This window comes from Pseudomonas argentinensis (assembly GCF_001839655.2).
GTDB lineage: Bacteria > Pseudomonadota > Gammaproteobacteria > Pseudomonadales > Pseudomonadaceae > Aquipseudomonas > Aquipseudomonas argentinensis_B.
On the sequence record NZ_CP056087.1, the window covers coordinates 1,200,711 to 1,226,759 of the forward strand.

25 protein-coding genes are annotated in these 26,049 nt (G+C 64.7%); 21 read left to right on the forward strand and 4 right to left on the reverse strand.

The genetic code is table 11. The annotated features are described in order from the left end of the window. Nucleotides 1-28 precede the first annotated feature (28 nt). From SA190iCDA_RS05410 to SA190iCDA_RS05425, 4 genes are read left to right on the forward strand one after another with little or no spacing between them, the layout of a single operon-like run. A complete protein-coding gene (locus SA190iCDA_RS05410) occupies nucleotides 29-1,039 on the forward strand; it encodes a class 1 fructose-bisphosphatase (RefSeq protein WP_070884544.1) in 1,011 nt (336 codons plus the stop codon). 3 nt (nucleotides 1,040-1,042) lie between these two features. Then, nucleotides 1,043-1,642, forward strand: a complete 600-nt coding sequence (locus SA190iCDA_RS05415; RefSeq protein ID WP_070884543.1) for a DUF924 family protein — start codon at nucleotides 1,043-1,045, stop codon at nucleotides 1,640-1,642. Between the two features lie 43 nt (nucleotides 1,643-1,685). Beyond that, nucleotides 1,686-1,940 (forward strand): outer membrane protein assembly factor BamE domain-containing protein, encoded by a 255-nt coding sequence (bamE, locus tag SA190iCDA_RS05420; RefSeq protein WP_070884542.1) that lies wholly within the window; start codon nucleotides 1,686-1,688, stop codon nucleotides 1,938-1,940. Further along, complete coding sequence (locus SA190iCDA_RS05425) at nucleotides 1,940-2,503, forward strand: lipocalin family protein (RefSeq protein ID WP_070884541.1); 564 nt, start codon at nucleotides 1,940-1,942, stop codon at nucleotides 2,501-2,503. Before bamE ends, SA190iCDA_RS05425 begins: the two co-directional genes overlap by 1 nt. A gap of 55 nt (nucleotides 2,504-2,558) precedes the next feature. Here the strand turns inward: SA190iCDA_RS05425 and SA190iCDA_RS05430 are convergent, their stop codons facing one another. Next, the gene (locus SA190iCDA_RS05430; RefSeq protein ID WP_070884540.1) at nucleotides 2,559-2,993 is read right to left on the reverse strand and encodes a hypothetical protein; all 435 of its coding nucleotides are present in this window, start codon (nucleotides 2,991-2,993) and stop codon (nucleotides 2,559-2,561) included. A gap of 99 nt (nucleotides 2,994-3,092) precedes the next feature. On the opposite strand from SA190iCDA_RS05430, the gene pip reads away from it, so the two are divergent. From pip to yegQ, 13 genes are all read left to right on the forward strand, one after another. After that, a complete protein-coding gene (gene pip, locus SA190iCDA_RS05435; protein ID WP_070884539.1) occupies nucleotides 3,093-4,064 on the forward strand; it encodes a prolyl aminopeptidase in 972 nt (323 codons plus the stop codon). Continuing rightward, nucleotides 4,061-4,498 (forward strand): D-aminoacyl-tRNA deacylase, encoded by a 438-nt coding sequence (dtd, locus tag SA190iCDA_RS05440; RefSeq protein ID WP_070884538.1) that lies wholly within the window; start codon nucleotides 4,061-4,063, stop codon nucleotides 4,496-4,498. The genes pip and dtd overlap by 4 nt, the downstream gene beginning before the upstream one ends. 202 nt (nucleotides 4,499-4,700) lie before the next feature. Beyond that, nucleotides 4,701-5,492 (forward strand): transporter substrate-binding domain-containing protein, encoded by a 792-nt coding sequence (locus SA190iCDA_RS05445; RefSeq protein WP_070884537.1) that lies wholly within the window; start codon nucleotides 4,701-4,703, stop codon nucleotides 5,490-5,492. Nucleotides 5,493-5,786: 294 nt separating this feature from the next. After that, a complete protein-coding gene (locus tag SA190iCDA_RS05450; RefSeq protein ID WP_070884536.1) occupies nucleotides 5,787-6,749 on the forward strand; it encodes an amino acid ABC transporter permease in 963 nt (320 codons plus the stop codon). Continuing rightward, nucleotides 6,742-7,476, forward strand: coding sequence for an amino acid ABC transporter ATP-binding protein (locus SA190iCDA_RS05455; protein ID WP_070884535.1), 735 nt, complete (start codon nucleotides 6,742-6,744; stop codon nucleotides 7,474-7,476). The genes SA190iCDA_RS05450 and SA190iCDA_RS05455 overlap by 8 nt, the downstream gene beginning before the upstream one ends. A gap of 325 nt (nucleotides 7,477-7,801) precedes the next feature. Then, nucleotides 7,802-8,302 (forward strand): ATP-dependent zinc protease, encoded by a 501-nt coding sequence (locus tag SA190iCDA_RS05460; protein WP_070884534.1) that lies wholly within the window; start codon nucleotides 7,802-7,804, stop codon nucleotides 8,300-8,302. Nucleotides 8,303-9,844: 1,542 nt separating this feature from the next. Beyond that, a complete protein-coding gene (locus tag SA190iCDA_RS23335; protein WP_419203894.1) occupies nucleotides 9,845-10,435 on the forward strand; it encodes a methyl-accepting chemotaxis protein in 591 nt (196 codons plus the stop codon). 755 nt (nucleotides 10,436-11,190) lie between these two features. Then, nucleotides 11,191-11,868, forward strand: coding sequence for a two-component system response regulator CreB (gene creB, locus SA190iCDA_RS05470; protein ID WP_070884532.1), 678 nt, complete (start codon nucleotides 11,191-11,193; stop codon nucleotides 11,866-11,868). 30 nt (nucleotides 11,869-11,898) lie between these two features. After that, nucleotides 11,899-13,320 carry a two-component system sensor histidine kinase CreC gene (gene creC, locus SA190iCDA_RS05475; protein WP_070884531.1) on the forward strand — a complete coding sequence of 474 codons (1,422 nt, stop codon included), beginning with the start codon at nucleotides 11,899-11,901 and terminating at the stop codon, nucleotides 13,318-13,320. A 124-nt stretch (nucleotides 13,321-13,444) separates the two neighbouring features. Then, nucleotides 13,445-13,882 carry a CBS domain-containing protein gene (locus SA190iCDA_RS05480; RefSeq protein ID WP_070884530.1) on the forward strand — a complete coding sequence of 146 codons (438 nt, stop codon included), beginning with the start codon at nucleotides 13,445-13,447 and terminating at the stop codon, nucleotides 13,880-13,882. 148 nt (nucleotides 13,883-14,030) lie between these two features. Then, the gene (gene creD / locus SA190iCDA_RS05485) at nucleotides 14,031-15,380 is read left to right on the forward strand and encodes a cell envelope integrity protein CreD (protein WP_070884529.1); all 1,350 of its coding nucleotides are present in this window, start codon (nucleotides 14,031-14,033) and stop codon (nucleotides 15,378-15,380) included. A gap of 43 nt (nucleotides 15,381-15,423) precedes the next feature. Beyond that, complete coding sequence (locus tag SA190iCDA_RS05490) at nucleotides 15,424-15,726, forward strand: hypothetical protein (protein WP_070884683.1); 303 nt, start codon at nucleotides 15,424-15,426, stop codon at nucleotides 15,724-15,726. Between the two features lie 213 nt (nucleotides 15,727-15,939). Next, nucleotides 15,940-17,244: a tRNA 5-hydroxyuridine modification protein YegQ gene (yegQ, locus tag SA190iCDA_RS05495; protein ID WP_070884528.1), complete on the forward strand. Its 1,305-nt coding sequence runs from the start codon at nucleotides 15,940-15,942 to the stop codon at nucleotides 17,242-17,244. Nucleotides 17,245-17,344: 100 nt separating this feature from the next. Here the strand turns inward: yegQ and SA190iCDA_RS05500 are convergent, their stop codons facing one another. Then, nucleotides 17,345-18,052 (reverse strand): PolC-type DNA polymerase III, encoded by a 708-nt coding sequence (locus SA190iCDA_RS05500; RefSeq protein WP_070884527.1) that lies wholly within the window; start codon nucleotides 18,050-18,052, stop codon nucleotides 17,345-17,347. After that, entirely contained in the window at nucleotides 18,049-19,980 is a 1,932-nt protein-coding gene (locus SA190iCDA_RS05505; protein WP_070884526.1) for a putative nucleotidyltransferase substrate binding domain-containing protein, read from the reverse strand. The genes SA190iCDA_RS05500 and SA190iCDA_RS05505 overlap by 4 nt, the downstream gene beginning before the upstream one ends. A gap of 200 nt (nucleotides 19,981-20,180) precedes the next feature. On the opposite strand from SA190iCDA_RS05505, the gene SA190iCDA_RS05510 reads away from it, so the two are divergent. Both SA190iCDA_RS05510 and SA190iCDA_RS05515 read left to right on the forward strand, forming a co-directional pair. Then, entirely contained in the window at nucleotides 20,181-21,224 is a 1,044-nt protein-coding gene (locus tag SA190iCDA_RS05510) for a glycoside hydrolase family 5 protein (RefSeq protein WP_070884525.1), read from the forward strand. 85 nt (nucleotides 21,225-21,309) lie between these two features. Then, the gene (locus SA190iCDA_RS05515; protein ID WP_070884524.1) at nucleotides 21,310-22,353 is read left to right on the forward strand and encodes an acyltransferase family protein; all 1,044 of its coding nucleotides are present in this window, start codon (nucleotides 21,310-21,312) and stop codon (nucleotides 22,351-22,353) included. Between the two features lie 144 nt (nucleotides 22,354-22,497). On the opposite strand, the gene SA190iCDA_RS05520 is transcribed toward SA190iCDA_RS05515, so the two are convergent. After that, nucleotides 22,498-24,675, reverse strand: a complete 2,178-nt coding sequence (locus SA190iCDA_RS05520; RefSeq protein ID WP_070884523.1) for a malate synthase G — start codon at nucleotides 24,673-24,675, stop codon at nucleotides 22,498-22,500. Between the two features lie 310 nt (nucleotides 24,676-24,985). On the opposite strand from SA190iCDA_RS05520, the gene SA190iCDA_RS05525 reads away from it, so the two are divergent. Continuing rightward, nucleotides 24,986-25,432 carry a GNAT family N-acetyltransferase gene (locus SA190iCDA_RS05525; protein WP_070884522.1) on the forward strand — a complete coding sequence of 149 codons (447 nt, stop codon included), beginning with the start codon at nucleotides 24,986-24,988 and terminating at the stop codon, nucleotides 25,430-25,432. A gap of 23 nt (nucleotides 25,433-25,455) precedes the next feature. After that, nucleotides 25,456-25,974 carry a glycine cleavage system protein R gene (locus SA190iCDA_RS05530; RefSeq protein WP_070884682.1) on the forward strand — a complete coding sequence of 173 codons (519 nt, stop codon included), beginning with the start codon at nucleotides 25,456-25,458 and terminating at the stop codon, nucleotides 25,972-25,974. Nucleotides 25,975-26,049 lie beyond the last annotated feature (75 nt).

Below are 26,049 nucleotides of genomic sequence, written 5' to 3' on the forward strand. Positions count from 1 at the left end.
TCGATTACCTTCCTTCCCGGAGTCCTTCATGTCCCGCGTTACCCTGAGTCGTTACCTCATCGAGCAGACCCGTAGTCAAAACACCCCGGCCGATCTGCGCTTCCTGATCGAAGTGGTGGCGCGTGCATGCAAGGAAATCAGCCATGCCGTTTCCAAGGGCGCCCTGGGCGGCGTGCTGGGCAGCATGGGCACCGAAAACGTGCAGGGCGAAGTGCAGAAGAAGCTCGACGTGATTTCCAACGACATCCTGCTCGAAGCCAACGAGTGGGGCGGTCACCTGGCCGGCATGGCCTCCGAGGAAATGGACAACGCCTACCAGATCCCCGGCAAGTACCCCAAGGGTGCCTACCTGCTGGTGTTCGACCCGCTGGACGGCTCCTCGAACATCGACGTCAACGTCTCGGTCGGCACCATCTTCTCGGTGCTGCGCTGCCCCAGCGAATACCTGAGCCAGAACGAAAGCCTCAATGAAAAGGCCTTCCAGCAGCCGGGTACCCAGCAGGTCGCCGCCGGCTACGCCATCTACGGCCCGCAGACCATGCTGATCCTGACCCTGGGCAACGGCGTCAAGGGCTTCACCCTGGACCGCGAACTGGGCAGTTTCGTGCTCACCCACGACAACATCAGCGTGCCGCAAAGCACCGCCGAATTCGCCATCAACATGTCCAACCAGCGCCATTGGGAAGCCCCGGTCAAGCGCTACGTGGACGAGCTGCTGGCTGGCAAGGAAGGCCCGCTGGGCAAGAACTACAACATGCGCTGGATCGCCTCGATGGTCGCCGACGTGCACCGCATCCTGACCCGCGGTGGCCTGTTCATGTACCCGCGTGACAGCCGTGAGCCGGACAAGGCCGGCAAGCTGCGCCTGATGTACGAGGCCAACCCGATGTCGTTCATCATCGAGCAGGCCGGTGGCGCCGCCACCGACGGCGTGCAGCGCATCCTCGACATCCAGCCCGACTCCCTGCACCAGCGCGTGCCGGTGTTTCTGGGTTCCAAGGAAGAAGTCGAGCGCGTCACCGGCTACCATAAGGCCTGACCCATGGCGCCCTGGCAGCCGTTGCTCGACTGGTGGTTCGGCCCCGCGGGCACGGCCGTGCAGAGCGCTGCCGAGAAGCAGCGGCTGTGGTTCGGCAAGCGTGACGAGCAGGATGCCGAAGCCAGCAATCGCTTTGGCGTGTTGGTCGAGCAGGCGTTGGCTGGCGAGCTGCAGGGCTGGTCGGCAGACCCGCGTGGCTGGCTGGCCCATGTGCTGTTGCTCGACCAACTGCCGCGCATGATCCACCGCGACACACCGCTGGCTTTTGCCGGTGATGCTCGCGCTCGCGAACTGGCGGAAGAAGGCATCATCCAGGGTTGGGATCGGGCGCTGTCGCCCCTGCAGCGGGTGTTCATCTACCTGGTGCTCGAGCATGCCGAGGATCCCCATCGGCAGACCCGCGCCGTGCAGCTATTCGGCGAACTCGCCGAAGGGGCTGGCGATGCCGAGCGCGAGCTGTTCGCCGGCTTTCTCGACTACGCCCTGCGGCACCAGCAGGTCATCCAGCGCTTCGGGCGCTTCCCCCATCGCAACGAGGTTCTCGGGCGCGCCAGCAGCGCGGACGAGTTGCGCTTTCTCGCGGAACCGGGCTCGCGCTTCTGACGTCGAACCGGCATCCGGCACTCACAGACCACGGAGATATCCCATGCGCCTGCGCTTTCTCGCGCTGCTGGCGGGCTGCGTCATGCTGGCCGCCTGCGGCAAGGTCAACCAGGAAAACTATGCCAAGCTCTATTCGGGGATGAACAAGGCCGAGGTGGAGGCTCTGCTGGGCAAACCGAGCGAATGCTCCGGCGCGCTGGGCATGTCCAGCTGCACCTGGGGCGATCAGGTGACTTTCATCAGTGTCCAGTACGCCGGTGACAAGGTGATCATGTTTTCTGCAAAAGGATTGAAGTGATGAACAAACGTACCCTGGGTGTGATGGCGCTGGGCGCCTCGCTGCTGGTCGGCTGCGCCAATTCCGGCACCGGCGAGGCGCCGCCGAAGACCGTCGAATCCGTCGACCTCGAGCGCTATCAGGGCACCTGGTACGAGGTGGCGCGCCTGCCGATGTTCTTCCAGCGCAACTGCGTGGAGTCCGAAGCCCACTACGGCTTGCAGGACGACGGCAGCGTATCGGTCACCAACCGCTGCCGCGAGGCCGATGGCCAGTGGTCCCAGGTCCAGGGGCGCGCCGTGCCCCAGGTCGAAGGCAAGACCGACAAGCTGTGGGTGACCTTCGACAATTGGTTCAGCCGCCTGCTGCCCGGCGTGAGCAAGGGCGAGTACTGGGTGCTGGACCTGGACGACGACTACCAGACCGCCCTGGTCGGCCATCCGAACCGCACGTACCTGTGGCTGTTGTCGCGTACCCCGACGATTTCCAACGAGGTGCGCGATGAGCTGCTGTCCGTGGCCCGTGCCCAGGGGTATGACACCCGCGAGCTGATCTGGCGCGACGGCGCCAAGCCGGCGCAGTGAAATCCGCTCGGTAGTCTGGGGCGTTCTCCCCCAGGCTACCGAGTCTCTTCTTCTCTCATTGCCAATCCAGCCGTGCGAGTTTCCACTCGCCGTCGTCCTGCCACCATTCCAGCTTCACGGCGTAATGCCGGGCGCTGTCGGGGATCAGCCCTTCGGCACCGGTCAGGCCCACCTGCGCATCCGTATAGCCCTTGTCGCGGTAGGTCGCATCCACGCGGCTGTCCTTGCTCAGGGCCAGTACCTTGACGGTGTTGTGACGCAGGAACAGCAGCGTCATGGTGCGCTTGGCCCAGTCCCGATCATTGGCCTGCTGGGCACGAAACTCCTTGTGCAGCTGGTCGAGCACTGCCGCGGTCCTCTTCGCTTCGAGGTTGTCCTGCAGTTGCTGTACGGCGGCTTCCAGCCTGGCCTGTGGATCGTCTTTGGCGCCGCAGCCACTCAGCAACAAGCCGAGCAGCAACAGTGCTGCTGCAAATTTCCGTATCGACATGCCGAATTTCCTTTTCATGGTTATGATGCCCGAACGAGCGCAGTAGCCCGCGACGCGCGAGCGGCCCGAGCCTATCTCAATCTTCCTCAGGAGGGCACCATGCAGACGCTGTATCCGGAGATCAAACCGTACGCCCGTCATGAGCTGGCGGTAGACGCCCCGCACGTGCTCTACGTCGATGAGAGCGGCTCGGCGGATGGTCTGCCGGTGCTGTTCGTGCATGGCGGCCCCGGGGGCGGGTGCGACGCGGCCAGCCGCCGCTACTTCGACCCGACCCTGTACCGCATCGTCACCTTCGACCAGCGCGGCTGCGGCCGCTCCACGCCCCACGCCAGCCTGGAGAACAACACCACCTGGGATCTGGTCGCCGACATGGAGCGTATCCGCGAGCACCTGGGTATCGACAGGTGGGTGCTGTTCGGCGGCTCCTGGGGCTCGACCCTGTCGCTGGCCTACGCCCAGGCCCACCCGGATCGCGTACAGGCGCTGATCCTGCGTGGCATCTTCCTGTGCCGCCCCCAGGAGTTCAAATGGTTCTACCAGGAGGGCGCCAGCCGCCTGTTCCCCGATTACTGGCAGGATTACCTCGCGCCCATCCCGGCCGAAGAGCAGGGCGATCTGATGCAGGCCTTCTACAAGCGCCTGACCGGCGCCGACCAGATCGCCCAGATGCACGCCGCCAAGGCCTGGTCGTGCTGGGAAGGGCGTACCGCCACCCTGCGGCCCAACCCGCAGGTGGTCGAGCGTTTCGCCGAGAGCCTGCGCGCGCTGTCGATCGCCCGTATCGAGTGCCATTACTTCGTCAACGATGCCTTTCTGGAGCCCAACCAGCTGCTGCGCGACATGCCGAAGATCGCCCACCTGCCGGGCATCATCGTGCATGGCCGCTACGACGCCATCTGCCCGCTGGACAACGCCTGGGCACTGCATCAGGCATGGCCCAACAGCGAGCTGCAGATCATCCGCGAGGCAGGCCATTCGGCCGCCGAGCCAGGTATCGCCGACGCCCTGGTGCGCGCCGCCGACGAGATCGCTCACCGCCTGCTCGACCTGGCGCCGGACGAAGCATGAAGGCGCTGCTGCAACGGGTTTCCAGCGCCCGCGTGGATGCCGCCGGCGAGACCGTCGGCGCCATCGACCAGGGCCTGCTGGTGCTGGTCGGCGTCGAGCCTCAGGACACTGAAGCCAGCTGCGCCAAGGTGCTGCACAAGCTGCTCAACTACCGGGTGTTCAGCGACGCGGCGGGCAAGATGAACCTGTCGCTCAAGGACATCGGTGGCGGCCTGTTGCTGGTTTCCCAGTTCACCCTGGCCGCCGATACCCGCAGCGGCCTGCGTCCTGGTTTCTCCACCGCCGCGCCACCCGCCCTGGGCGAAGCGCTGTTCGACCATCTGCTCGAGCAGGCACGGGCGCAACACTCCCAGGTGGCCAGCGGGCGTTTCGGTGCCGACATGCAGGTGCACCTGGTCAATGACGGCCCGGTGACCTTCCTGCTGGAAACCTGATCGAGGCCGCTCACTGGCCTGCTTCTTGCTTCCCGAGTCGCGGCGTGTGCTGCCTTTGTCGCTGATCCGGCGCGTATCTCTCGCCATCGGTGGCGATCACGGTTAGCATGCCGCGCCGCCTTTATCGAAGGGCCAGCCGTCTGCACCGTACGGGTGCATGAGCCTGGGCCGGCCCCATAATCGTTTGCCTTCAGGAGCAAGAATGAAAAAGCTTGTCGCCTCACTGCTGTTATCCGTCTGCGCCTTCACCAGCCTCGCCCAGGCTGGCGTCATCGACGACGCGGTCAAGCGCGGGACCCTGCGCGTGGGCATGGACCCGACCTACATGCCCTTCGAGATGACCAACAAGCGCGGCGAGATCATCGGCTTCGAAGTCGACCTGCTCAAGGCGATGACCAAGGCGATGGGCGTCAAGCTGGAGCTGGTGTCCACCTCCTACGATGGCATCATCCCGGCCCTGCTGACCGACAAGTTCGACATGATCGGCTCGGGCATGACCCTGACCCAGGAGCGCAACCTGCGCATCAACTTCTCCGAGCCCTTCATCGTGGTTGGCCAGACCCTGCTGATCCGCAAGGAGCTGGCCGACAAGGTCAAGAGCTACAAGGATCTGAACAGCGCCGACTACCGCATCACCTCGAAGATCGGCACCACCGGCGAGATGGTCGCCAAGAAGCTGATCGCCCAAGCCAAGTACAGCGGCTTCGACAACGAGCAGGAAGCGGTGATGGACGTGGTCAACGGCAAGGCCGATGCCTTCATCTACGACGCGCCGTACAACGTCGTGGCGGTGAACAAGGCCGGTGCCGGCAAGCTGGTGTTCCTCGACGAGCCGTTCACCTTCGAGCCCCTGGCGTTCGGCCTGAAGAAGGGCGACCACGACAGCCTCAACTGGATCAACAACTGGCTGCACCAGATCCGCGAAGACGGTACCTACGATCGGATCCACGCCAAGTGGTTCAAGAGCACTAACTGGCTGAAAGAAATGGAGTAAGCGGAACCTGCCCACGATCTGCTGCGCGTCGGTCTTGCTGCGTTGAAAACAGGCTCGGAAAGCCGCTTGCGGCTAACGCACTTCAGTGCGGCTCCGAATGGAGCGAGCGAAGCGAGTAATGCTCATGTACACCAGTACAGTCGCCCGCGACTCCGACCGTTCCTCGCCTATTTTCGCCTTGCATGACTCTAGCTCGCGAGCTCGTGAAACAGGTTCCCGCTTCATCTGGCTACACCCGGCGCGCGGCTAGTCCGCGCGCCGTCATGTTGGCAACTCAACGGGTAGACACTCACCGTGGCTAAACAGAAGAAAGCCCAGTGGCCCTGGCACCTGCTGACCGGGCTGATCCTGGTCGTGGGCATCCTGGCGATCTGGTATTCCACCTCGCTGATCTCCTACGAATGGCGCTGGAATCGCGTTCCCCAGTACTTCGCCTACCACGCCGAAGAAGCGCAGCGGGCGGCCGACCATGGCCGTGTCGAGAGCATCAGCCGCCAGGGCGACGACGCCCTCGTCACCCTGCTCGGTGAAAGCGGCGAACAGCAGCAGCTCAGCGTGGCCGGCGACAGCCTGCAGCTCAGCGAAGGCGACGACGTTGCCGAGGGCGATGTCATCGGCGTCAATCGTCACTGGGCGGCGGGGCCGCTGCTCTGGGGCCTCTGGACCACCCTGTGGATCTCCGTGGCAGCGGGCGTGTTCGGCCTGCTGATCGGCCTGGTCACCGGCCTGTGCCGGCTCTCGGCCAACCCGACGCTGCGCCACCTGTCGACGCTCTACGTCGAGCTGGTGCGCGGCACGCCGCTGCTGGTGCAGATCTTCATCTTCTACTTCTTTATCGGCACGGTGCTCGACCTGTCCCGCGAGTTCGCCGGTGTGGCGGCGCTGGCCTTGTTCACCGGCGCCTATGTCGGCGAGATCGTCCGTGCCGGCGTGCAGTCCATCGTTCGCGGCCAGGATGAAGCGGCCCGCTCCCTGGGCCTCAGCGCGGCGCAGTCGATGCGCCACGTGATCCTGCCCCAGGCGTTCAAGCGTGTGCTGCCGCCGTTGGCCGGGCAGTTCATCAGCCTGGTCAAGGACACCTCGCTGGTCTCGGTGATCGCCATCACCGAGCTGACCAAGAGCGGTCGCGAAGCCATCACCACCTCGTTCTCCACGTTCGAGATCTGGTTCTGCGTCGCGGCCCTGTACCTGGTGATCAACCTGCCGCTGTCGCAGATCGCCAACCGCCTGGAACGGAGGCTCGCGCAAAGTGATTGAAGTCCGTGATCTGATCAAGGTGTTCGACGCCCGTGGCCAGCATGTACGTGCCGTCGACGGCGTGACCACCCAGGTGGCACGCGGCGAGGTGCTGGTGGTGATCGGCCCGTCCGGCTCCGGCAAGTCGACCTTCCTGCGCTGCCTCAACGGCCTGGAAGAGCTGGACGAAGGTTCGGTGAGCATCGACGGCCTGGATCTCGCCAACCCCAGGACCGACATCAACGCCTACCGCCGTGAGGTCGGCATGGTGTTCCAGCACTTCAACCTGTTCCCGCACATGACCGTGCTGGAGAACCTGTGCCTGGCGCAGAAAGTCGTGCGCAAGCGCGGCAAGGCCGAGCGTGAAGCCAAGGCCCGCGCCCTGCTCGACAAGGTCGGCATCGGCCAGAAGGCCGGTGAGTTTCCGTCGCGCCTGTCCGGCGGCCAGCAGCAGCGCGTGGCCATCGCCCGTGCCCTGTGCATGGACCCCAAGGTCATGCTGTTCGACGAGCCCACGTCGGCCCTCGACCCGGAAATGGTCGGCGAGGTGCTCGACGTGATGAAGCAGCTGGCCGTGGAGGGCATGACCATGGTCTGCGTCACCCACGAGATGGGCTTTGCCCGTGAAGTGGCCGACCGGGTGCTGTTCTTCGATCACGGCAAGCTGCTCGAAGACGCGCCGCCGGCCGAGTTCTTCGCTCGGCCGAAGGATCCGCGGGCACAGGCATTTTTGCGCCAGGTGCTGTAGCAAAACAGGCCTGGGGCGCTTTAAGGCAGAAGCGGACATTGAGCTTCAAGCCGCAAGCCTCAAGCTGCAAGAAGAAGCTAGAGCACTGCGGACTGCTTCTAACTTGTAGCTTGTAGCTTGTAGCTTGTAGCTTGTAGCTTGTAGCTTGGGGCTTGGGGCTTGGGGCTTGGGGCTTGGGGCTTGGGGCTTGCAGCTTGCGGCCGCTCCCGCCACATTGTGCCCCCTCAGGTGCCGCGTCGAACACGCATTGCCCCGCCAGATTTCCAGAACCATTCAGGTCTGCCCCAGTCCCAATGTTCTCCCTTCCACACGAGGACGTTAAGGCGTGAAAACCGTTCTAGCCCTGTTGGCCGCTGCCATCACCCTGCCGGCGATGGCCGACCAGCCGACTCTCTACGGTCGCTACGAATACATTCAGCTTCCCCAACTCGGCCAGACCCTCAAGGCCAAGATGGACACCGGTGCCATGACCGCCTCGCTGTCGGCCCGCGACATCGAGCAGTTCCAGCGTGATGGCGAGGACTGGGTGCGTTTCCGCCTGGCCGTCGACGATGCTGACGAGCAACTCTTCGAAAAGCCCCTGGCCCGCGTCACCGAGATCAAGAATCGCGCGGAGGAAGGCAGCTCCGCCAAGCCGTCCTATTCCGCGCGCCCGGTGGTCAACATGGACATCTGCCTGGGCGAAGAGAAGCGCACCATCGAGGTCAACCTCACCGATCGCAGCCATTTCGATTACCCGTTGCTGATCGGCGCCAGTGCCATCCGCAAGCTGGATGCAGCCATCGATCCCTCCAACCGCTACACCGCCGAACAACCCAACTGCTGATTGGCACGGGCTGCGCCTTGCTTTCGCGCAGTTCGGTGCGATTCTTGCCTCGAAATGGCACATTGCTACGGCGTCCTTGGACCGTGGCGCGTTTCGAGGTGACGTATGTGGGGATTGCTCAAACCGGGTATACGCGTGCTGGAGCGCGTGAGTTTCGCCCGCAAGTTCCAGTTGCTGTTCGTGCTGTTCGTCATTCCCCTGGGTTACGCGCTCTGGGTGATGACGAGCACCAATCTGGAGCGCATCGAGGTGCTGCGCAGCGAGGTAGACGGCATGCACGGTGTGCAGGCACTGGGCGCGGTCGAGCAGGAGCTGCACCAACAGCGTTTCCTGCTGGCACGCTGGAAGGGCAACGACAAGGCAGCCGAGGCGCTGTTGCGCGAGCGTAGCGGCAAGCTTGGCGAGGCCCTGGAAGCCGCCGCCGAACAGGTAAAGCTGACGCCGAGCGAGGAAACCGGCCCGCAGCTCGACGCCCTGCAGGCCTCGGTGGCTGACCTGGATCTTGCCGTGCTGGGTAAAATGGCCCTACTCGACGCCCTCGAGCGTTACCAAAAAACACTGTCCCTGCTCACGGTGCTACGTGAGCAAGTCGCCACCGACAGCGGCCTGATCCTCGATCCATTCCTCGACACCTACCTGATGATGGAGCAGATGACCCAGACCCTGCCGCGTCTGTCGGACAACCTGGGCAACTTCGCCAGCCAGGGGTACGGCTCGCTGGTGGCGCAGCATTTCACCCTGCAGAACCGCGTGGCGGTGCGTGACCTGCGCCGCTCCCTGGAACAAGCTGGTGCACAGATCGCCAAGTCGCGCACCGCTTTGCAGCAGGCTTCGCCGCGGGCCATGCAAACCCTGCAGCAGCCCTACGCCCAGGTCGAGGAGGGGTTGCAGGCCTTTCTCGCCGAGGTCGACCGCGACATGTTCGAAGCCAGCCCCATGGTGCTGCAGCCGGCGCAGTTCGTGCAGCAGGTGCAAGGGCTGCAGGAACGGGTGAGCGTCCTGCGTAAGGCGGTGTACGGGCAGTTCAATGCCAATATCGGCGACTATCAGGACGACGCCCGTCAGGACATGCTGCACACCACGCTGATTTTCGCCGTGCTCACCCTGCTGGCGCTGTACCTGCTGCTATGCCTCAACGCCTCCATCCGCCGCAGCACCGCCGGCATCATCCAGGCGGCCGAAGGCCTGCGTGACGGCGACCTGCGGGTGCGCATGCAGGTGCATGGAGCCGACGATCTGGCGGCGATCTCCACGGCCCTGAATACCGCCGTCGCCCAGTTGCGCGATTCCATGCAGGGCGTCGGCCAGGAAGGGCAGAGCCTCGACGAGACCGTGCGTAACCTGGGGAGCCAGGCCGCGGGCTCATTGAATGCGGTCGAGCAACAGCAGGCGCAGATGAGCCAGATCGCCACGGCCGCCACGCAGATGGCGGCCACCGCCCAGAGCGTGGCGCAGAGCTGCGAGCAGGCCGCCCAGGAAGCCGGGCAGACCCGCGAGATTGCCAACCAGAGCAACCAGCGCAGTGCCCGCACCAGTGCCAGCATGCGCGAGCTCAGCGAGCGCCTGGCGGGCAGCGCGCAGACCCTGCAGAAGCTGCGTCAGCAGACCGAACAGATCACCCGGGTGGTCGACGTGATCAAGGGCATCGCCGAGCAGACCAATCTGCTGGCGCTCAACGCTGCCATCGAGGCGGCCCGAGCCGGCGAGCAGGGCCGCGGCTTCGCGGTGGTCGCCGACGAAGTGCGCTCCTTGTCACAGCGCACCCAGAATTCCACAGCCGAGATCGCCCAGACCGTCGGCGACCTGCACAAGGTGGTGGGTCAATCCGTCGCCGAGATGGAGCAGGCGATGCACCAGGCCGAAGGCGATGTGGGCAACGTGCTGGCGATGAGTGCGGACCTCGACGGTATCGTCGAGTCCGTGCAGCGCGTCAGCGATCGCCTGGCGCAGATCGCCACCGCTGCCGAGCAGCAGGCGGCGACCGCCGACGAGGTGAGCGGCAATATCCAGCAGGTCGATCAGGCCGCCAGTGAATTGCTTAGCGGTGCACGGATGGTCAGCGATGCCTGTGAACAACTGCGCCGTGGCAGCGAAACCCTATCGCGCAACACCGGCCGTTTCCGGGTGGAATAAGCGCGGGGACGGTGGCTGATCAATAAATGAACGATCCCTTTCAGGCCTGGATTTCAGTGGCCTGGAAGGGATGATCTTCAGGTTGTCCACAGGCTCATGCACGCGCATTGTGCATGAATGCTCCTGCTCTTCCGCTGCCGTCTTTCACCCTGCTCCAGCCCGTGAAGTCAAGCAATACAGCAGGTTGAATGCTTGTGGATTGGGCTGGTCAATAACTGATCAAATGCCGGAATACCACTGACGGCGTGGCTTTCATGGTTCGATACCAGTCTTATCCACAGATTCTTCCACGACTATTGTGTATAGCGCAGCGGTTTGCGCAGCGAGTTACCGAGATGTCCGCACCTCACCGTGGGGAACCGGGTTTTTGTAGCCGCCCAGCATTGAACAGTAAATGATCAGCACGCCAGATGCCCCGGATGTCGTGGCCTACAGCCTCCCATGCAAAGCTTATCCACATAGTGTTCCACGCAAGTTGTGCATTGTCCCCAGCGCTTCGACGTACTTGCCTGTCTTGACAAATTCTTTTGATGACAGTGACTTGTCGCGAATTTCATCTGTGAATAAATGGCTGCTCAAATAATGATCGGCCTGCCGAAAGCCGCATTTTCAGGGGCGCACAGCGCTTCACTCCAAGCTTATCCACAGAACGATCCACCTGTTTTGTGCATGAGTGGGGGCGCTTGTGCGCTATTGACGCTGACCACGGCCTCGCGCAGGCTCCGCAACCCACGTGTGCTGCAAGGATGCCAACCATGGCGACCATCCTGATCGTCGAAGATGAAGCCGCAATCGCCGACACCCTGGTCTACGCCCTGCAGGCAGAGGGCTTTACCACGCGCTGGTCGACGCTCGGCGGCGAGGCGCTGGCACTGCTGGAGCGCGAGGCCTGCGACCTGGTGATTCTCGACGTCGGCTTGCCCGATATCAGCGGTTTCGAGGCCTGCAAGCGGCTGCGGCGCTTTTCCGAAGTGCCAGTGATGTTCCTGACTGCCCGCAACGACGAGATCGATCGCGTTGTCGGGCTGGAGATCGGCGCCGATGATTACGTGGTCAAGCCCTTCAGCCCCCGTGAGGTGGCGGCGCGGGTCAAGGCCATTCTCAAGCGCGTGGCGCCCCGCGAGCCTGTCGCCAGGCCCAGCGAAGGCCCGTTTCGCCTCGACAGCGAGCGGGTGCGCATCGACTACCACGGCCAGCCCCTGAGCCTGACCCGCCTCGAATTCCAGTTGCTGCACTGCCTGCTCGGCCAGCCCGAGCGGGTGTTCAGCCGCGAACAGTTGCTCGATGCCCTGGGCGTGGCGGCCGATGCCGGCTACGAGCGCAATATCGACAGCCATATCAAGAGTCTACGCGCCAAGCTGCGCCAGGTCGCGCCCCAGGCCGAGCCGATCCAGACCCATCGCGGGCTGGGTTACAGCCTGCGCCTCGAATAGCGCCATGCCCAGCCTTCAGGAGACCTGCTGATGCCGCTCGGAGTCCGTATCTTTCTGGCCTACTTCCTGTTCGTCGGGCTGTCCGGCTGGTTCGTGCTGAGCACGGTGATGGACGAGATCCGCCCGGGTGTGCGCCAGTCCACCGAGGAAACCCTGGTCGATACCGCGCACCTGCTGGCCGTGCTGCTGCGCGAGGAGGTGCGCGACGGCCGCCTCGCCCAGGGGCAACTGCCCGAATTGCTCAAGGCCTACGGCCAGCGCCAGCCCGGCGCGCAGATCTGGGGCGTGGCGAAGAATCAGGTCAACCACCGCATCTACGTCACCGACGCCAATGGCATCGTGCTGCTCGACTCCAGCGGCCTCGCGGTAGGGCAGGACTACTCGCGCTGGAACGATGTCTACCTGACCCTGCGCGGCCGCTACGGCGTGCGCTCGACCCGGGAGGACCCGAACGATCCGGACTCCTCGGTGATGTATGTGGCGGCGCCGATCATCGACGGCGAGCGCATTCTCGGCGTGGTGTCGGTGGCCAAGCCCAATCGTACGCTGCAGCCATATATCGAGCGCTCGCAGCGGCGCCTCGGCTGGTTGGGTGCCGGGCTGATCGGCCTGGGCCTGCTGGTTGGCGGCTTGCTCAGCTGGTGGCTCAGCGGCTCGCTACGCCGCCTGACCCGTTATGCACAGGCGGTCAGCGAAGGCCAGCGGGCCGAGCTGCCCCAGGTACGTGGCGGCGAACTCGGGCAACTGGCCCAGGCGGTGGAGCGCATGCGCACCGAACTGGAAGGCAAGGCCTACGTCGAGCGCTACGTGCACACCCTGACCCATGAGCTGAAGAGCCCGCTGGCGGCGATTCGTGGCGCCGCCGAGCTGCTGGAGGCCGAGATGCCCGAGGCCCAGCGCCAGCGTTTCGTGGCCAATATCGGCGAAGAGGGCGAGCGCCTGCAGAACCTGGTCGAGCGCCTGCTGCACCTGGCGCAGGTCGAGCAGCGCCAGGGCCTTGAGGAGTGCGTCGCCGTGCCGCTGCACGCCATGATCGACGAGCTGGTGCAGGCCCAGATGGCGCGCATCGAACAACGTCAGGTGCAGGTGGATAACCGGGTGGATGCCGCGCAGACGCTGTTCGGCGAGCGTTTCCTGCTGCGCCAGGCGCTGAGCAACCTGCTCGACAACGCGCTGGACTTCACTCCGCCTGATGGGCTGATCCGCTTTGCCTGCGAGGCTGATGGCGAGTCGCTGCAACTGCGCCTGTTCAATCAGGGGCCGGCGGTTCCCGACTACGCCATGGCGCGTCTCACCGAGCGCTTCTATTCCCTGGCGCGCCCGGCCACCGGGCGCAAGAGCACCGGCCTGGGCCTCAACTTCGTGCAAGAAGTGGCCAACCTGCATGGCGCGACTCTGAGCATCGCCAACGTCGAGGGCGGCGTGGAAGTGCGCTTGAGCTTCACGCGTTGAGCGCCGTGGCTGCGACCTCGATCTCGCTGGCGGCGACCTGTCGCAAACGCGATGCGTACAGATGGCCGGACTTTGGCTATTCTGAAGCCTTTCGCCAATCTACCGGGACAGGAAGAAAACGCGCATGAAAAAGACCGTGGCCGAAGTACTGAAGAGCAAGCCGATTTCCAACGTGTATAGCGTCACCCCCGACAGCAGTGTGTTCGCGGCGATGAAACTGATGGCCGAGAAGGGCATTGGCGCCCTGGTGGTGCTCGAGGGCGAGCGACTGGCCGGCATCGTCAGCGAGCGTGACTACGTGCGCAAGGTCGCGGTGCAGGAACGCTCGCCAGCCAATCTGAAAGTCAGCGACATCATGACCGGCAAGGTCATTACCGTGACGCCGGGCGAAGATGCCCGGCATTGCATGGAACTGATGACCAATGGTCGTCTGCGCCACCTGCCGGTGGTCAGTGAGGGGCGGCTGGTCGGCCTACTGTCCATCGGCGACCTGGTCAAGGACATCATCAGCCACCAGGAAAACCTGATCCAGCACCTGGAGCAGTACATCCGCGGCGAATAGGCGACGACAGCGCCCGCAGCCATCCAGCCCGGCGGGTGACGCCCGCCGGGCTCCTCATAATTCCCACATAAACTCCATCCGCGCTCCATGCTGCCTCCACCGGGCCTGGCCAGACTGCGTGCATCCCAACTGCACGGAGCGCTGTGCCATGAACCGAAGCCTGCTGTTCAAACTGGGCACCATTGCCCTGCTGATTCTGCTGTTGATGATTCCCCTGTTGTTGATCGATGGCCTGGTGGGCGAGCGCCAGGCTGCGCGCGATGACGTACTGCGCGATATCGCCCGCAGCTCCAGCTATGCCCAGCAGATCACCGGGCCGATCATGGTGGTGCCGTATCGCAAGAAGGTACTGACCTGGAAAACCCGCAAGGACAGCGACGAGCGTTACCAGGAGGAGTCGATCGAGCAGGGCCGCCTGTACTTTTTGCCCGAGCGTTTCAGCCTTGACGGCGACGTGCGTACTGAGCTGCGTTACCGCGGCATCTACCAGGCGCGCCTGTATCACAGCGATAGTCAGGTCAGTGGCGAGTTCAAGGTGCCGGCCAACTACGGCATCAGCGATGTCGAGGCCTATTGGTTCGGCGAGCCCTTCATCGCCGTGGGCATCAGCGATGTGCGCGGCATCGGCAACCACCTCAAGCTGCAGCTCAATGGCGCCAGCCTGAGTTTCGAGCCGGGCAGCGGCGATGACAATTTCGGCAGCGGCGTACATGTGACGCTGCCGGCGCGCGACAGCCGCATTGAGCAGGCCTACCGCTTTGCGTTCGACCTGAAGCTGCAGGGCACCGACCAGTTGAGCATCACCCCGGTCGGTCGCGAGAGCCAGGTCAGCCTGCGTTCGGACTGGCCGCACCCGAGTTTCATCGGTGAGTTCCTGCCCAGTCAGCGCGAGGTGACCGAGCAGGGCTTCACCGCCAAATGGCAGATCAGCTTCTTCGCCACCGACATGCAGGACGCCCTGAGCAGCTGCGTCAGCGGCTCCTGCGCCGCCATGCAGAGCCGTGCGCTCGGGGTCAGCTTCATCGATCCGGTGGACCAGTACCTCAAGGCCGATCGGGCGATCAAGTATGCGCTGCTGTTCATCACCTTGACCTTCGCCGTGTTCTTTCTCTTCGAAGTGCTCAAGCGCATGGCCGTGCACCCGGTGCAGTACGCCCTGGTGGGCCTGTCCATGGCGCTGTTCTACCTGCTGTTGCTGTCGCTCTCCGAGCACCTGGGCTTTGCCGTGGCCTACGGCCTGTCGGCCCTGGGCTGCGTGGCATTGAACGGCTTCTACGTCAGCAGCGTGCTGCGCAGTTGGCTGCGCGGCGCCGCGTTCGGTGGCTTGCTGGCGGCCCTGTACGGGCTGCTCTACGGCCTGCTCAGTGCCGAGGACTACGCCCTGCTGATGGGCTCGTTGCTGGTATTCGGCGTGCTGGGCTGCGTGATGGTGCTGACCCGCAAGCTCGATTGGTACGGCGTTGGCCGCCCGACCACCAGCGCAACCATCGCTTCCTGACCCTTGCCGGGGCGTGCCAGGCGCACGCCCCATGGAGATCGCCATGCGCGCCTTATTGCAATTCTCTGCCTGTTTCTCTCTCGGCCTGTGCATCGCCGCTGTGCTGCTGATCGCCATGATGTTCGTCGGCCGCTTCGACTGGATCGAACTCATGATGCTCAGCGGCTGGCCATTCGCTCAGCTGGGGCTGCAACTGTTGCCCGACCCTTTCTGGGACACCTTGACCGGGGTGACCGATGCCGCGGCCAACAGCTCGGTGCAATCGTTCCTGCAACTGTGCGTGGCCGTGGCGCAGATCGCCCTGCTGTTCGCCCTGGGTTTCTTTCGCCTGTGGTACCGGCGATGAGCGGGCGGCTCGGCTTGCGCGAGGAGCGCCGTGCCGGACGGCAACTGGCGCGTTTTATCGCTGAGCTGTTTCCCGCGCCGGCGCCACTTGGCAGCGATGGCCGACGGTCGCCGGAGCAGGTCTCGCACACGCCGTCATAGACCTGGATCAATGGTTAGGCGGCCTGGCCTCTCTAGAATCGCCGGCTCTGTTTTTCCGCGAGCCCGTTTCACCATGTCCAACCCACCGTTTCGCCCCGAACTGCTGTCACCCGCCGGCAGCCTGAAGAACATGCGCTACGCCTTCGCCTATGGCGCCGATGCGGTGTACGCCGGGCAGCCGCGCTACAGCCTGCGGGTGCGCAACAACGAGTTCGACCACGCCAACCTGGCCCAGGGCATTCGCGAGGCCCGGGTGCTGGGCAAGCGTTTCTACGTGGTGGTCAACATCGCCCCGCACAACGCCAAACTGAAGACCTTTCTCGATGACCTGCAGCCGGTGATCGACATGGCGCCGGACGCGCTGATCATGTCCGACCCCGGGCTGATCATGCTGGTGCGCGGCCGTTATCCACAGATGCCCATTCACCTTTCGGTGCAGGCCAACGCGGTGAACTGGGCCAGCGTGGCATTCTGGCAGGGGCAGGGCCTGGAGCGGGTGATCCTGTCGCGGGAACTGTCCCTCGGCGAAATCGAGGAAATCCGCACCCAGGTGCCGGATATGGAACTGGAAGTGTTCGTCCATGGCGCGCTGTGCATGGCCTATTCGGGGCGCTGCCTGCTGTCCGGCTACCTCAACCGTCGCGACCCCAACCAGGGCGCCTGCACCAATGCCTGTCGCTGGCAATACGACGTCAAGGCGGCTGACGAGAACGAGCTGGGTGAGATCGTCCACCAGGCCCCGACGCTAGGCATCGGTGCGCCGAGCGAGCAGGTGTTCGTGCTCGAGGATGGCGAGCGGCAGATGCCGGTATTCGAGGACGAGCACGGCACCTACATCATGAATTCCCGGGATTTGCGCGCCGTGCAGCACGTCGAGCGGCTGGTGAAGATGGGCGTGCATTCGCTGAAGATCGAAGGGCGCACCAAATCCCATTACTACTGCGCGCGCACTGCTCAGGTGTATCGCCAGGCCATCGACGATGCCGTGGCGGGCCGGCCCTTCGATCGCGGCCTGATGGACAGCCTGGAATCGCTCGCCCATCGCGGCTACACCGAGGGCTTCCTGCGCCGCCATGTGCATGACGAGTACCAGAATTATGGGCACGGCAGCTCGCTGTCCGATCGCCAGCAGTTCGTCGGCGAACTGAGCGGCGAGCGCCATGGAGGGTTGGCCGAGGTGCGCGTGAAGAATCGCTTTGCCGTCGGCGACGGCATGGAGCTGATGACGCCGAAGGGCAATCTGCGCTTTACCCTGGAGCACCTGGAAAACCGCGCCGGCGAGCCGATGGGCGTGGCGCCCGGCGATGGCCATGTGGTCTACCTGCCAGTGCCGCCCGAGGTGGATCTGCGTTTTGCGCTGCTGATGCGCGATCTTTGAGTTCCCGGATATCGCTTCGCTCAACCCAGGCCACGGTTTTGCGTTGTCCTTAGATTCGTTGCCTGGGTTAGCCGCAGGCGTAACCGGGGACGTTATGCGCCTAGAGCGAAGGCCCCTGCAACCGCTGCCGCCAGCTTTTCAGCCGCTGCTCCAGCGCCCGCAGGCTGTCGGCCTGCTGCTTGCGTGCGCGGCTGAACAGGATCAGCGCCAGCTCGGCGGTCACCAGGGCGTCGGCGCTGGCGTGGTGGCGCTGGCCGACCTGCAGGCCGAAATGCCCGGTCCAGTCATCCAGGCCGCCGTTGCGGATCTGCGCATGGGGGCAGAGCATGGGCGCCAGTTCGGCAACGTCGTAGAAGGGGTGGCGCAGGCGCAGGTTGAGGGTGTCCTTGAGGGCGCGGGCCAGCATGCGCTGGTCGAAGCCTGCGTGAAAGGCCAGCAGCGGACTGTCGCCGAGAAACTCCATGAATGCCAGCAGTGCTTCGGCCGGCTCGATGCCGGCGGCGATGTCGCTGGGCGCCAGGCCGTGGATCAGCACGCTGGCACTGACGGTGTGGCCGTCGCGGTGCAGGGTGCAGTCGAACTGTTCACCGAGCTGGATGGCACCGCCGTCGATGACCACCGCGCCAATCGACAGCACCTCGTCGCGCCTCATGTCCAGGCCGCTGGTTTCCAGGTCCAGCACCACCAGGCGTTGCTGGGCCAGGGGCGTGTCGTCCGCCGGTCGCGGTGCCGGCAGGGCGTCACGGCGTTGCTGCTGGTCGGCGGGCAAGGTGTTGCGGCGGCGGGTCAGCCAGGCGAGTGCGTTCATAGTTGGTAGCGTAGCCCCAGGCTGGTTTGCAGACGCTGGGCCTGACGAAAGGATTCACGCAGGATGCGCCGATCCAGATGATTGAGGCTGTCGGGGTCGAGGCGGTTGGAGTACGGCTGGCCCTGGCGTGCCTGCAACTGATGCTGCTGCAGGCGCGTCTGCTGGATGAAGTGGTAGGCCTCCTCGTAGGCGGCGCCGTCCAGCTTGTCGATCACCCCGCGCTCGCTCAGCTCGCGCAGGCGCTGCTGGGTGTTGCAGGCCTTGATGCCGTTGGCCAGGGCCAGCAGCCGTGCGCCGTCGACGAAGGGCGTGAGGCCCTGGGACTTGAGGTCCAGGGTGTCCTTGTCGGTACCACGCCGGGCCACCACGAAATCCCGGAAGCGGCCTACCGGCGGACGCTGGCGCAAGGCGTTCTCGGCCATCATGCGCTGGAACAGGCGGTTGTCGGCGATCTGCCCGAGCAGTTCGTCACGCAGGGTTTCGCAGCCGCTGGCATCGCCCCACACGGTGCGCAGGTCGAAGTAGATGGTCGAGGCCAGCAGGTTTTCCGGCGAGGCCTCGCGCACGAAGCCGGCGAAGCGCCGTGACCACTCCTGGCGCGACAGGCACAGCTGCGGGTTGCCGGCCATGATGTCGCCCTTGCACAGGGTGAAGCCGCAGCGTGCCAGGTGCCCATTGATCTCCATGGCCAGCGGCAGCAGGCGCCCGCGGATCTCGGCGGCCTGCACGTTGCTCTCGGCCTCGAAGAGGATGCCATTGTCCTGGTCGGTGTGCAGGGTCTGCTCGCGCCGGCCTTCGCTGCCGAAGCATAGCCAGGTGAACGGCACGCCGGGGTCGCCCAGGTCTTCGATGGTCAGCTCGATCACCCGGCACACGGTGTGGTCGTTGAGCAGGGTGACGATATGGGTGATCTGGCTGGCGCTGGCGCCGTGGGCAAGCATGCGGTCGACCAGCTGGCGGATGTCTTCGCGCAGCGCGGCGAGGGTTTCCACCCGGCCGGCATGGCGAATGGTGCGGGCCAGGTGTACCAGGTCGACGCGCTGCAGGGAGAACAGGTCGCGCTCGGACACCACGCCGCACAGCTTGCCCTGTTCCACCAGGCAGACATGGGCGATATGCCGCTCGGTCATGGCGATGGCGGCGTCGAAGGCGCTGGCGCTCGGCGGCAGGTGGAAAGGCGGCTGGGTCATCAGGCTGCAGATCGGCTGGTCGAGGGCGCTGCCGTCGGCCACCGCCCGGCGCAGGTCGCGCAGGGTGAAGATGCCCTGGGGACGCAGGCCCGGGTCGACGATCACGATGCTGCCGACCTGCTGCTCGTGCATCAGCCGCACCGCGTCGCGCAGCGGCATTTGCGGCGCGCAGGCAATCGGTTGGCGCATGGCCAGCTCGCCCAGGCGGGTATCGAGCGAATACTGCGAGCCAAGGGTTTCCACGGCGCGCATCTGCACCTGCTGGTTGACCTGGTCGAGCAGGCTGCTGACGCCGCGCAGGGCGAAGTCACGCAGGGGCGCGGACTGGGCGAACAGGCGGGTAAAGGCGGCCTTGTCGAGCAGCAGGCAGAAGGTGTCTTCGGCGGCCAGGTGGGCGGTGCGGGTGGCGCGCTCGCCGATCAGCGCGGCCATGGGAAAGCATTCGCCCCTGGTGATCTCGAAAGTGGTTTCCGTGCCGCGCCGCGCCGAATGCGGGCGCTGCCCATGCACGCGGCCCTGCTTGACGATGTACAGGTGCTCCACCGGGCCGTCGTCCGGGTGGATGATCACCTCGTCTTCAGCGTAGAAACGCAGTTGGCAGTGCTCGACCAGGTAGGCGAGGTGCGCGCTGTCCATCTGGTTGAACGGCGGGAATTTCTGCAGAAACTCCATGGTGCCATGGACGTTCTGGCGTACCGCTGTCTTGCCGGCCTGGACGAAATCGTCGGCTGCTTTCATCGCGCGCGTTCCTTTTGTTCTTGTAGCGGCATGGTGGCGAGCCGTGCCGTGAATCGACATAGGACGTAAGTCTAGGCCAAGGGTTTGACGGGTGAATATGCCGGCCGGCGGTGAACCTCTCAGGTCTATTGGCGTCCTGATGTGTCTGAGACGCGTTTTTCAGATAGTCATCCCTTCCAGGCACAGAGGAGACATCCCCTATGAGTGGCAGCATCCTGCGTCACGCCGTGGCGCTCGGCACCTGCATCCTGTTGAGTTGCGGCGTCGCCAGCGCACAACAGAAGCCCGTCGAACTGATCGGCATCAACGTCGCGGGCGCGGGATTCGCCAGCTCGGTGCTGCCCGGCAAGCACGGCACCAACTTCTTCTTCCCGCCCAAGGGTTACTACGAGAAGTGGCAGCAGAAGGGCATCAGCTGGGTGCGCTTCTCCTTCATTTGGGAGCGCCTGCAACCGCAGGCCAATGGCGAGTTCGACGAGACCTACGCCAAGCTGATCGACAAGACCCTCGATGAAGCGCAGCAGGCCGGCATCGAGCTGATGCTCGACGTGCACAACTATGGCCGTTACTACGGCAAGGTGATCGGCACCGACGACGTGCCGATTTCTGCCTACCGGAACCTGATGGAGCGCATCGCCAAGCGCTGGGGCAACCACCCGGCCGTGTATGCCTACGACCTGATGAACGAGCCCTACGGCGCGGCCAACACGTTCTGGCCGCAACTGGCCCAGGCCGGTATCGACGGCGTGCGCAAACATGATTCGCAGAACGAGATCTATGTCGAAGGCGCCGAGTATTCCTCGGCACTGCGCTGGCCCAAGCTCAACGACAACCTGCTCGACCTGAAGGACCCGGCCGACAAGCTGATCTACTCGGCGCACATGTACATCGACCCGGATGCCAGCGGCAGTTACAAGACCGCCCTGGCGCCCAACCTGGATCCGCAGATCGGCATCAAGCGCCTGGAGCCCTTCGTCAACTGGTTGATCGAGCACAACAAGAAGGGCCATATCGGCGAGTTCGGCGTGCCGGCCGACGACGAGAGCGGCCTGGTGGCCCTGGACCAGACGCTCGCCTACCTGCAGAAACATTGCATTCCGTTCACCTACTGGGCCGCTGGGCCGTCGTGGGGCAAGCACAAGCTGTCCATCGAGCCGGTCAAGGGTGTGGATCGCCCGCAATGGGCGGTGCTGCAGAAGTACCTGGGGGGCGGCAACTGCACCAGCATCGGGCCGGGAACCTGATGCACGGGTTGATGCTCTGATCAGCGTGGCGACGCTCCAGTCGCCGCCATCGCCTCCCACGCCGGACCTGATTAAGGACGCACGCATGACAAACCGCAATCTATGGGTGGATTACGCCAAGGCCATCGGCATCCTCCTGGTGGTCTATGGCCATGTGGTGCGCGGCTTGCTCAACGGCGGCATCATCACCGAGAACGTAGACTTTCACTGGCTGGTGGACAGCATCATCTACAGCTTCCACATGCCGCTGTTCTTCTTTCTGTCCGGGCTGTTCTTCTGGCATTCGCTGAACAACCGCGGCGGTGCCGGGCTGTTCTGCAACAAGATAGACACCATTTTCTACCCTTTCGTGCTCTGGTCGCTGCTGCAGGGCAGCATCGAAGTGGTGCTGGCGCGCTATACCAACGGCGGCGTCGGCATGGGCGAGGTGCTGGCGCTGCTGTGGTCGCCACGGGCGCAATTCTGGTTCCTGTATGCGCTGTTCGCCGCGTTCTGCCTGGCGATCCTGCTGTACCGCAGTTTCTCGACGCGGGCCTTCCTGCCGTTGCTGGTACTCAGTGCACTGTTCTACCTGCTCCAGCAGTGGACGCCCCGTGTCGCCGCGCTGGTGTTCCTGGCGCAGAACTTCGTGTTCTTCGCCCTGGGCATCTGGTTCAACCAGATCCGCGGCAGCATCGAGCCCCGTGCATCGGCCGTGGCGCTCGGCAGCGGCCTGGCCTTCGTGGTGGCGCAGTACCTGTTCCACGGCCCGCTGGGCCTGACCTACGCGGATCGCGGCGCGGCGTCGCTGGTGGTGGCCTTTATCGGCATCCTGTTCACCGTCAGCCTGTGCATGGTGCTGGCGCGCCGGCCAATGGGCTGGGTGCTGACCCTGGGCGCGCTGTCGATGCCGATCTTCCTGATGCACATCCTGGCCGGCAGTGGCGCGCGGGTGATTCTCAGCAAGTTCCTGGGCATCAACGACGACATCCTGCACATCGTCCTGGGCTGCCTGGCCGGTGTGCTGCTGCCGATCATCGCCGCGAAGATCCTCGAGGCGCTGGGCATCAACTGGCTGTACGAAATGCCCAAACGCTTTTCGGTTTATCGCTGGCAGCAACGTCGCGTGGTGCCACAGCCGGCAAGATAAGAACCTGGGTGTCGCTGCGCTCGACCACAGGCTACGGAGCGATTCCGTAGCCCGGCGTCGAGCGACGCGACGCCCGGGATGGCGCCGGCTCTGCTGGCCATAAAAGAAAAACCGCCTCTCGGCGGTTTTCTTTTGCTTGACCGCTTAGCGCGCCAGGCTGGCCTTCAGCTCCCGACGACGGCGGTGCAGCACCGGCTCGGTGTAGCCGTTGGGCTGCCTGGCGCCTTCGAGCACCAGTTCCACGGCTGCCTGGAAGGCGATGTTGCCGTCGAATGCCGGCGCCATCGGGCGATACAGCGGGTCACCGGCATTCTGCCGATCCACCACCGGGGCCATGCGCTTGAGGCTTTCCAGCACCTGCGCCTCGCTGACCACGCCGTGGCGCAGCCAGTTGGCCAGCAGCTGGCTGGAGATGCGCAGGGTGGCACGGTCTTCCATCAGGCCGATGTCGTTGATGTCCGGCACCTTGGAGCAGCCAACGCCCTGGTCGATCCAGCGCACCACATAGCCGAGGATGCCCTGGGCATTGTTGTCCAGCTCGTTGCGGATTTCCTCGGCACTCCAGTCGGTACTCGGCGCCAGCGGGATGGCAAGGATTTCATCCAGCGAGGCCGGCGTGCGCTTGGCCAGTTCGGCCTGGCGGGCGAACACGTCGACCTTGTGGTAATGCAGCGCATGCAGGGTGGCGGCGGTCGGCGAGGGCACCCAGGCGGTGTTGGCGCCGGCCAGCGGGTGGCCGATCTTCTGTTCGAGCATGGCGGCCATCAGGTCGGGCATCGCCCACATGCCCTTGCCGATCTGCGCGCGACCCTGCAGGCCGCTGGCCAGGCCGACGTCGACGTTGTTGTTCTCGTAGGCGCTGATCCATTTCTCGCTCTTCATGGCGGCCTTGCGCACCATGGCGCCGGCTTCCATGGAGGTGTGGATCTCGTCGCCGGTGCGGTCGAGAAACCCGGTGTTGATGAACACCACGCGCTCGCTGGCGGCGGCGATGCAGGCCTTGAGGTTGACGGTGGTGCGCCGCTCCTCGTCCATGATGCCGACCTTCAGGGTATTGCGCGCCAGGCCCAGCACCTGCTCGACACGGCCGAATAGCTCGCTGGTGAAGGCCACTTCCTCAGGGCCGTGCATCTTCGGTTTGACGATGTACACCGAGCCGGTGCGGCTGTTGGCGCGGCTGCTGTTGCCGTTGAGGTTGTGCAGCGCGGCGAGACTGGTGCACAGCGCATCGAGAATGCCTTCGGGCAATTCGTTGCCGTTGGCGTCGAGCACCGCCGGGTTGGTCATCAGGTGGCCGACATTGCGCACGAACAGCAGGCTGCGCCCGTGCAAGGTCAGCTCGCCGCCGTTCGGGCGGGTGTAGACGCGATCCGGGTTCATGGTGCGGGTGAAGGTACTGCCGCCCTTGCTGACCGTTTCGCTGAGGTCGCCCTTCATCAAGCCCAGCCAGTTGCGGTAGACCAGGGTCTTGTCGTCGGCATCCACCGCGGCCACCGAGTCTTCGCAGTCCATGATGGTGGTCAGCGCCGACTCCATCAGCACGTCCTTCACCCCAGCGGCATCGGTGCTGCCGATCGGGCTGGCGGCGTCGATCTGGATCTCGAAATGCAGGCCGTGGTGCTTGAGCAGGATGGCGATCGGCGCCCCGGCTTCGCCCTGGAAGCCGACCAGCTGGTCGGCATCGCGCAACCCGCTGATATCGCCATTGGCCAGGGTGACCAGCAGCTTGTCGCCCTCGATGCGGTAGCCGCTGACCTCGGCGTGGGAGCCGGTGGCCAGCGGCGCGCTTTCATCGAGAAAGGCGCGCGCGGCGGCGATCACCTTGTCGCCGCGTACCCGGTTGTAACCCTGGCCCTTTTCGGCGCCGCCTCTCTCGCTGATCGCGTCGGTGCCGTACAGCGCGTCGTACAGCGAGCCCCAGCGGGCGTTGCTGGCATTGAGGGCGAAGCGGGCGTTCATCACCGGCACCACCAACTGCGGGCCGGCCATGCGGGCGATCTCGTCATCGACGTTTTCGGTGCTGGCTTGTACCTGCTCAGGCTGCGGCTGCAGATAGCCGATCTGCTCCAGGAAGGCCTTGTAGGCCGCAGCATCGTGGGGCTTGCCGGCGCGCTCGCGGTGCCAGCCGTCGATCTGCGCCTGCAGTTGGTCGCGCTTGTCGAGCAGGGCACGGTTCTCTGGCGCCAGATCGCGGAACACGGCGTCAGCGCCGGCCCAGAAGGCATCGGCTGTCACGCCGCTGCCGGGAATGGCTTGGTTGTTGATGAAATCGAACAACACCTTGGCGACCTGCAGGCCACCGACTCGAACACGCTCAGTCATCTCTCGCCTCTCTGCTTCGCTTAGCCTGTGTAACGGCGGGAACCCTCGATGCTGCGCAGGCAGACCGCCTCGGGGCCGTGGTCAACGGCTGCCCGCGTTGCTGCGGTGTGTCTGGAGGTGCTTCGTGAGCGGGGTTTTCCACAACCAGCAGGACTGGGTTTGGGTTCATGTAGTGGTTTTCGCCAGATACTACATGAACAAATCGGGAAAAACAGTCCAGAAATGATCGACGCGACCTTGGTCGTATTCTGCGCCGCCACTTGCCCTGGAGAGCTGCCTATACTTCAGGGCACCTATAAGGATCACCACCATGCCCACACGCATCGCCACCGCCGCGGATCTGGATGACCTGGTACCGCTGTTCGCCGCTTACCTGGACTTCTACGGCGTCGGCAAACCCGAGCGCCAGGTCCGTGCATTTCTGGCCGAGCGCCTGGAGCGCGACGATTCGACTCTGCTGATCGCCCGGGACGATGGGGCGAACGCCCAGGGCTTCGTGCAACTCTATCCCCTGTATGACTCGCTGGCGCTGCGCCCCTGTTTGCTGCTCAGTGACCTGTACGTGGCCGAGCAGGCGCGTCGCCAGGGCGTCGGTGAGCAGTTGCTGGAAGCAGCCCGCCAGCACGGGCTGCGCGTTGGCGCCTGCGGGCTGCAGCTGGAAACCGCGCGAACCAACCAGGCCGCGCAGTCGCTCTACGAGCGCCTGGGCTACGTGCGCGATGCGATCTACCTGACCTACCGGCTCGACCTGAGTTGAGCGCCAACGACGAGGACATGAGCATGGATCATCTGATACTGACCGTTATCGCCCAGGACCAGCCGGGCCTGGTCGAGCGCGTCGCCCAGTGCGTGGCCAGGCACGGCGGCAACTGGCTGGAGAGCCGTATGTCGCGGATGGCCGGCCAGTTCGCCGGCATCCTGCGGGTGGACGTGCCGGCGGCCTCCCATGGTGCGCTGATGGAAGCCCTGAACGAACTCGGCGCCCAGGGCATTCGGGTGCAGCTCGCCTCGGCCGGCGCCGAGCCGGACTGCACCTGGAAGTCGATCCACCTCGACCTGCTGGGCAACGACCGCGCCGGTATCGTGCGCGATATCACCCGGTTGCTGGCGGCCAATGGCGTCAACCTGGAAAACCTGGTCACCGAGGTGACCGCCGCGCCCATGAGCGGCGAGCCGCTGTTCCACGCCCAGGCCACCCTGGCGGTGCCGGAAGGTCTGCCGCTGAGTACCCTGCAGACCTCACTGGAAGGCCTGGCTGACGACCTGATGGTCGAGCTCAAGCTGCGTATGGAGGACTAGCTATCGGCACGCCTCTAGCGGCGCGTTATCGAGATGATGCAAACCACAAGGCCGCCCATCGGGCGGCCTTGTGGT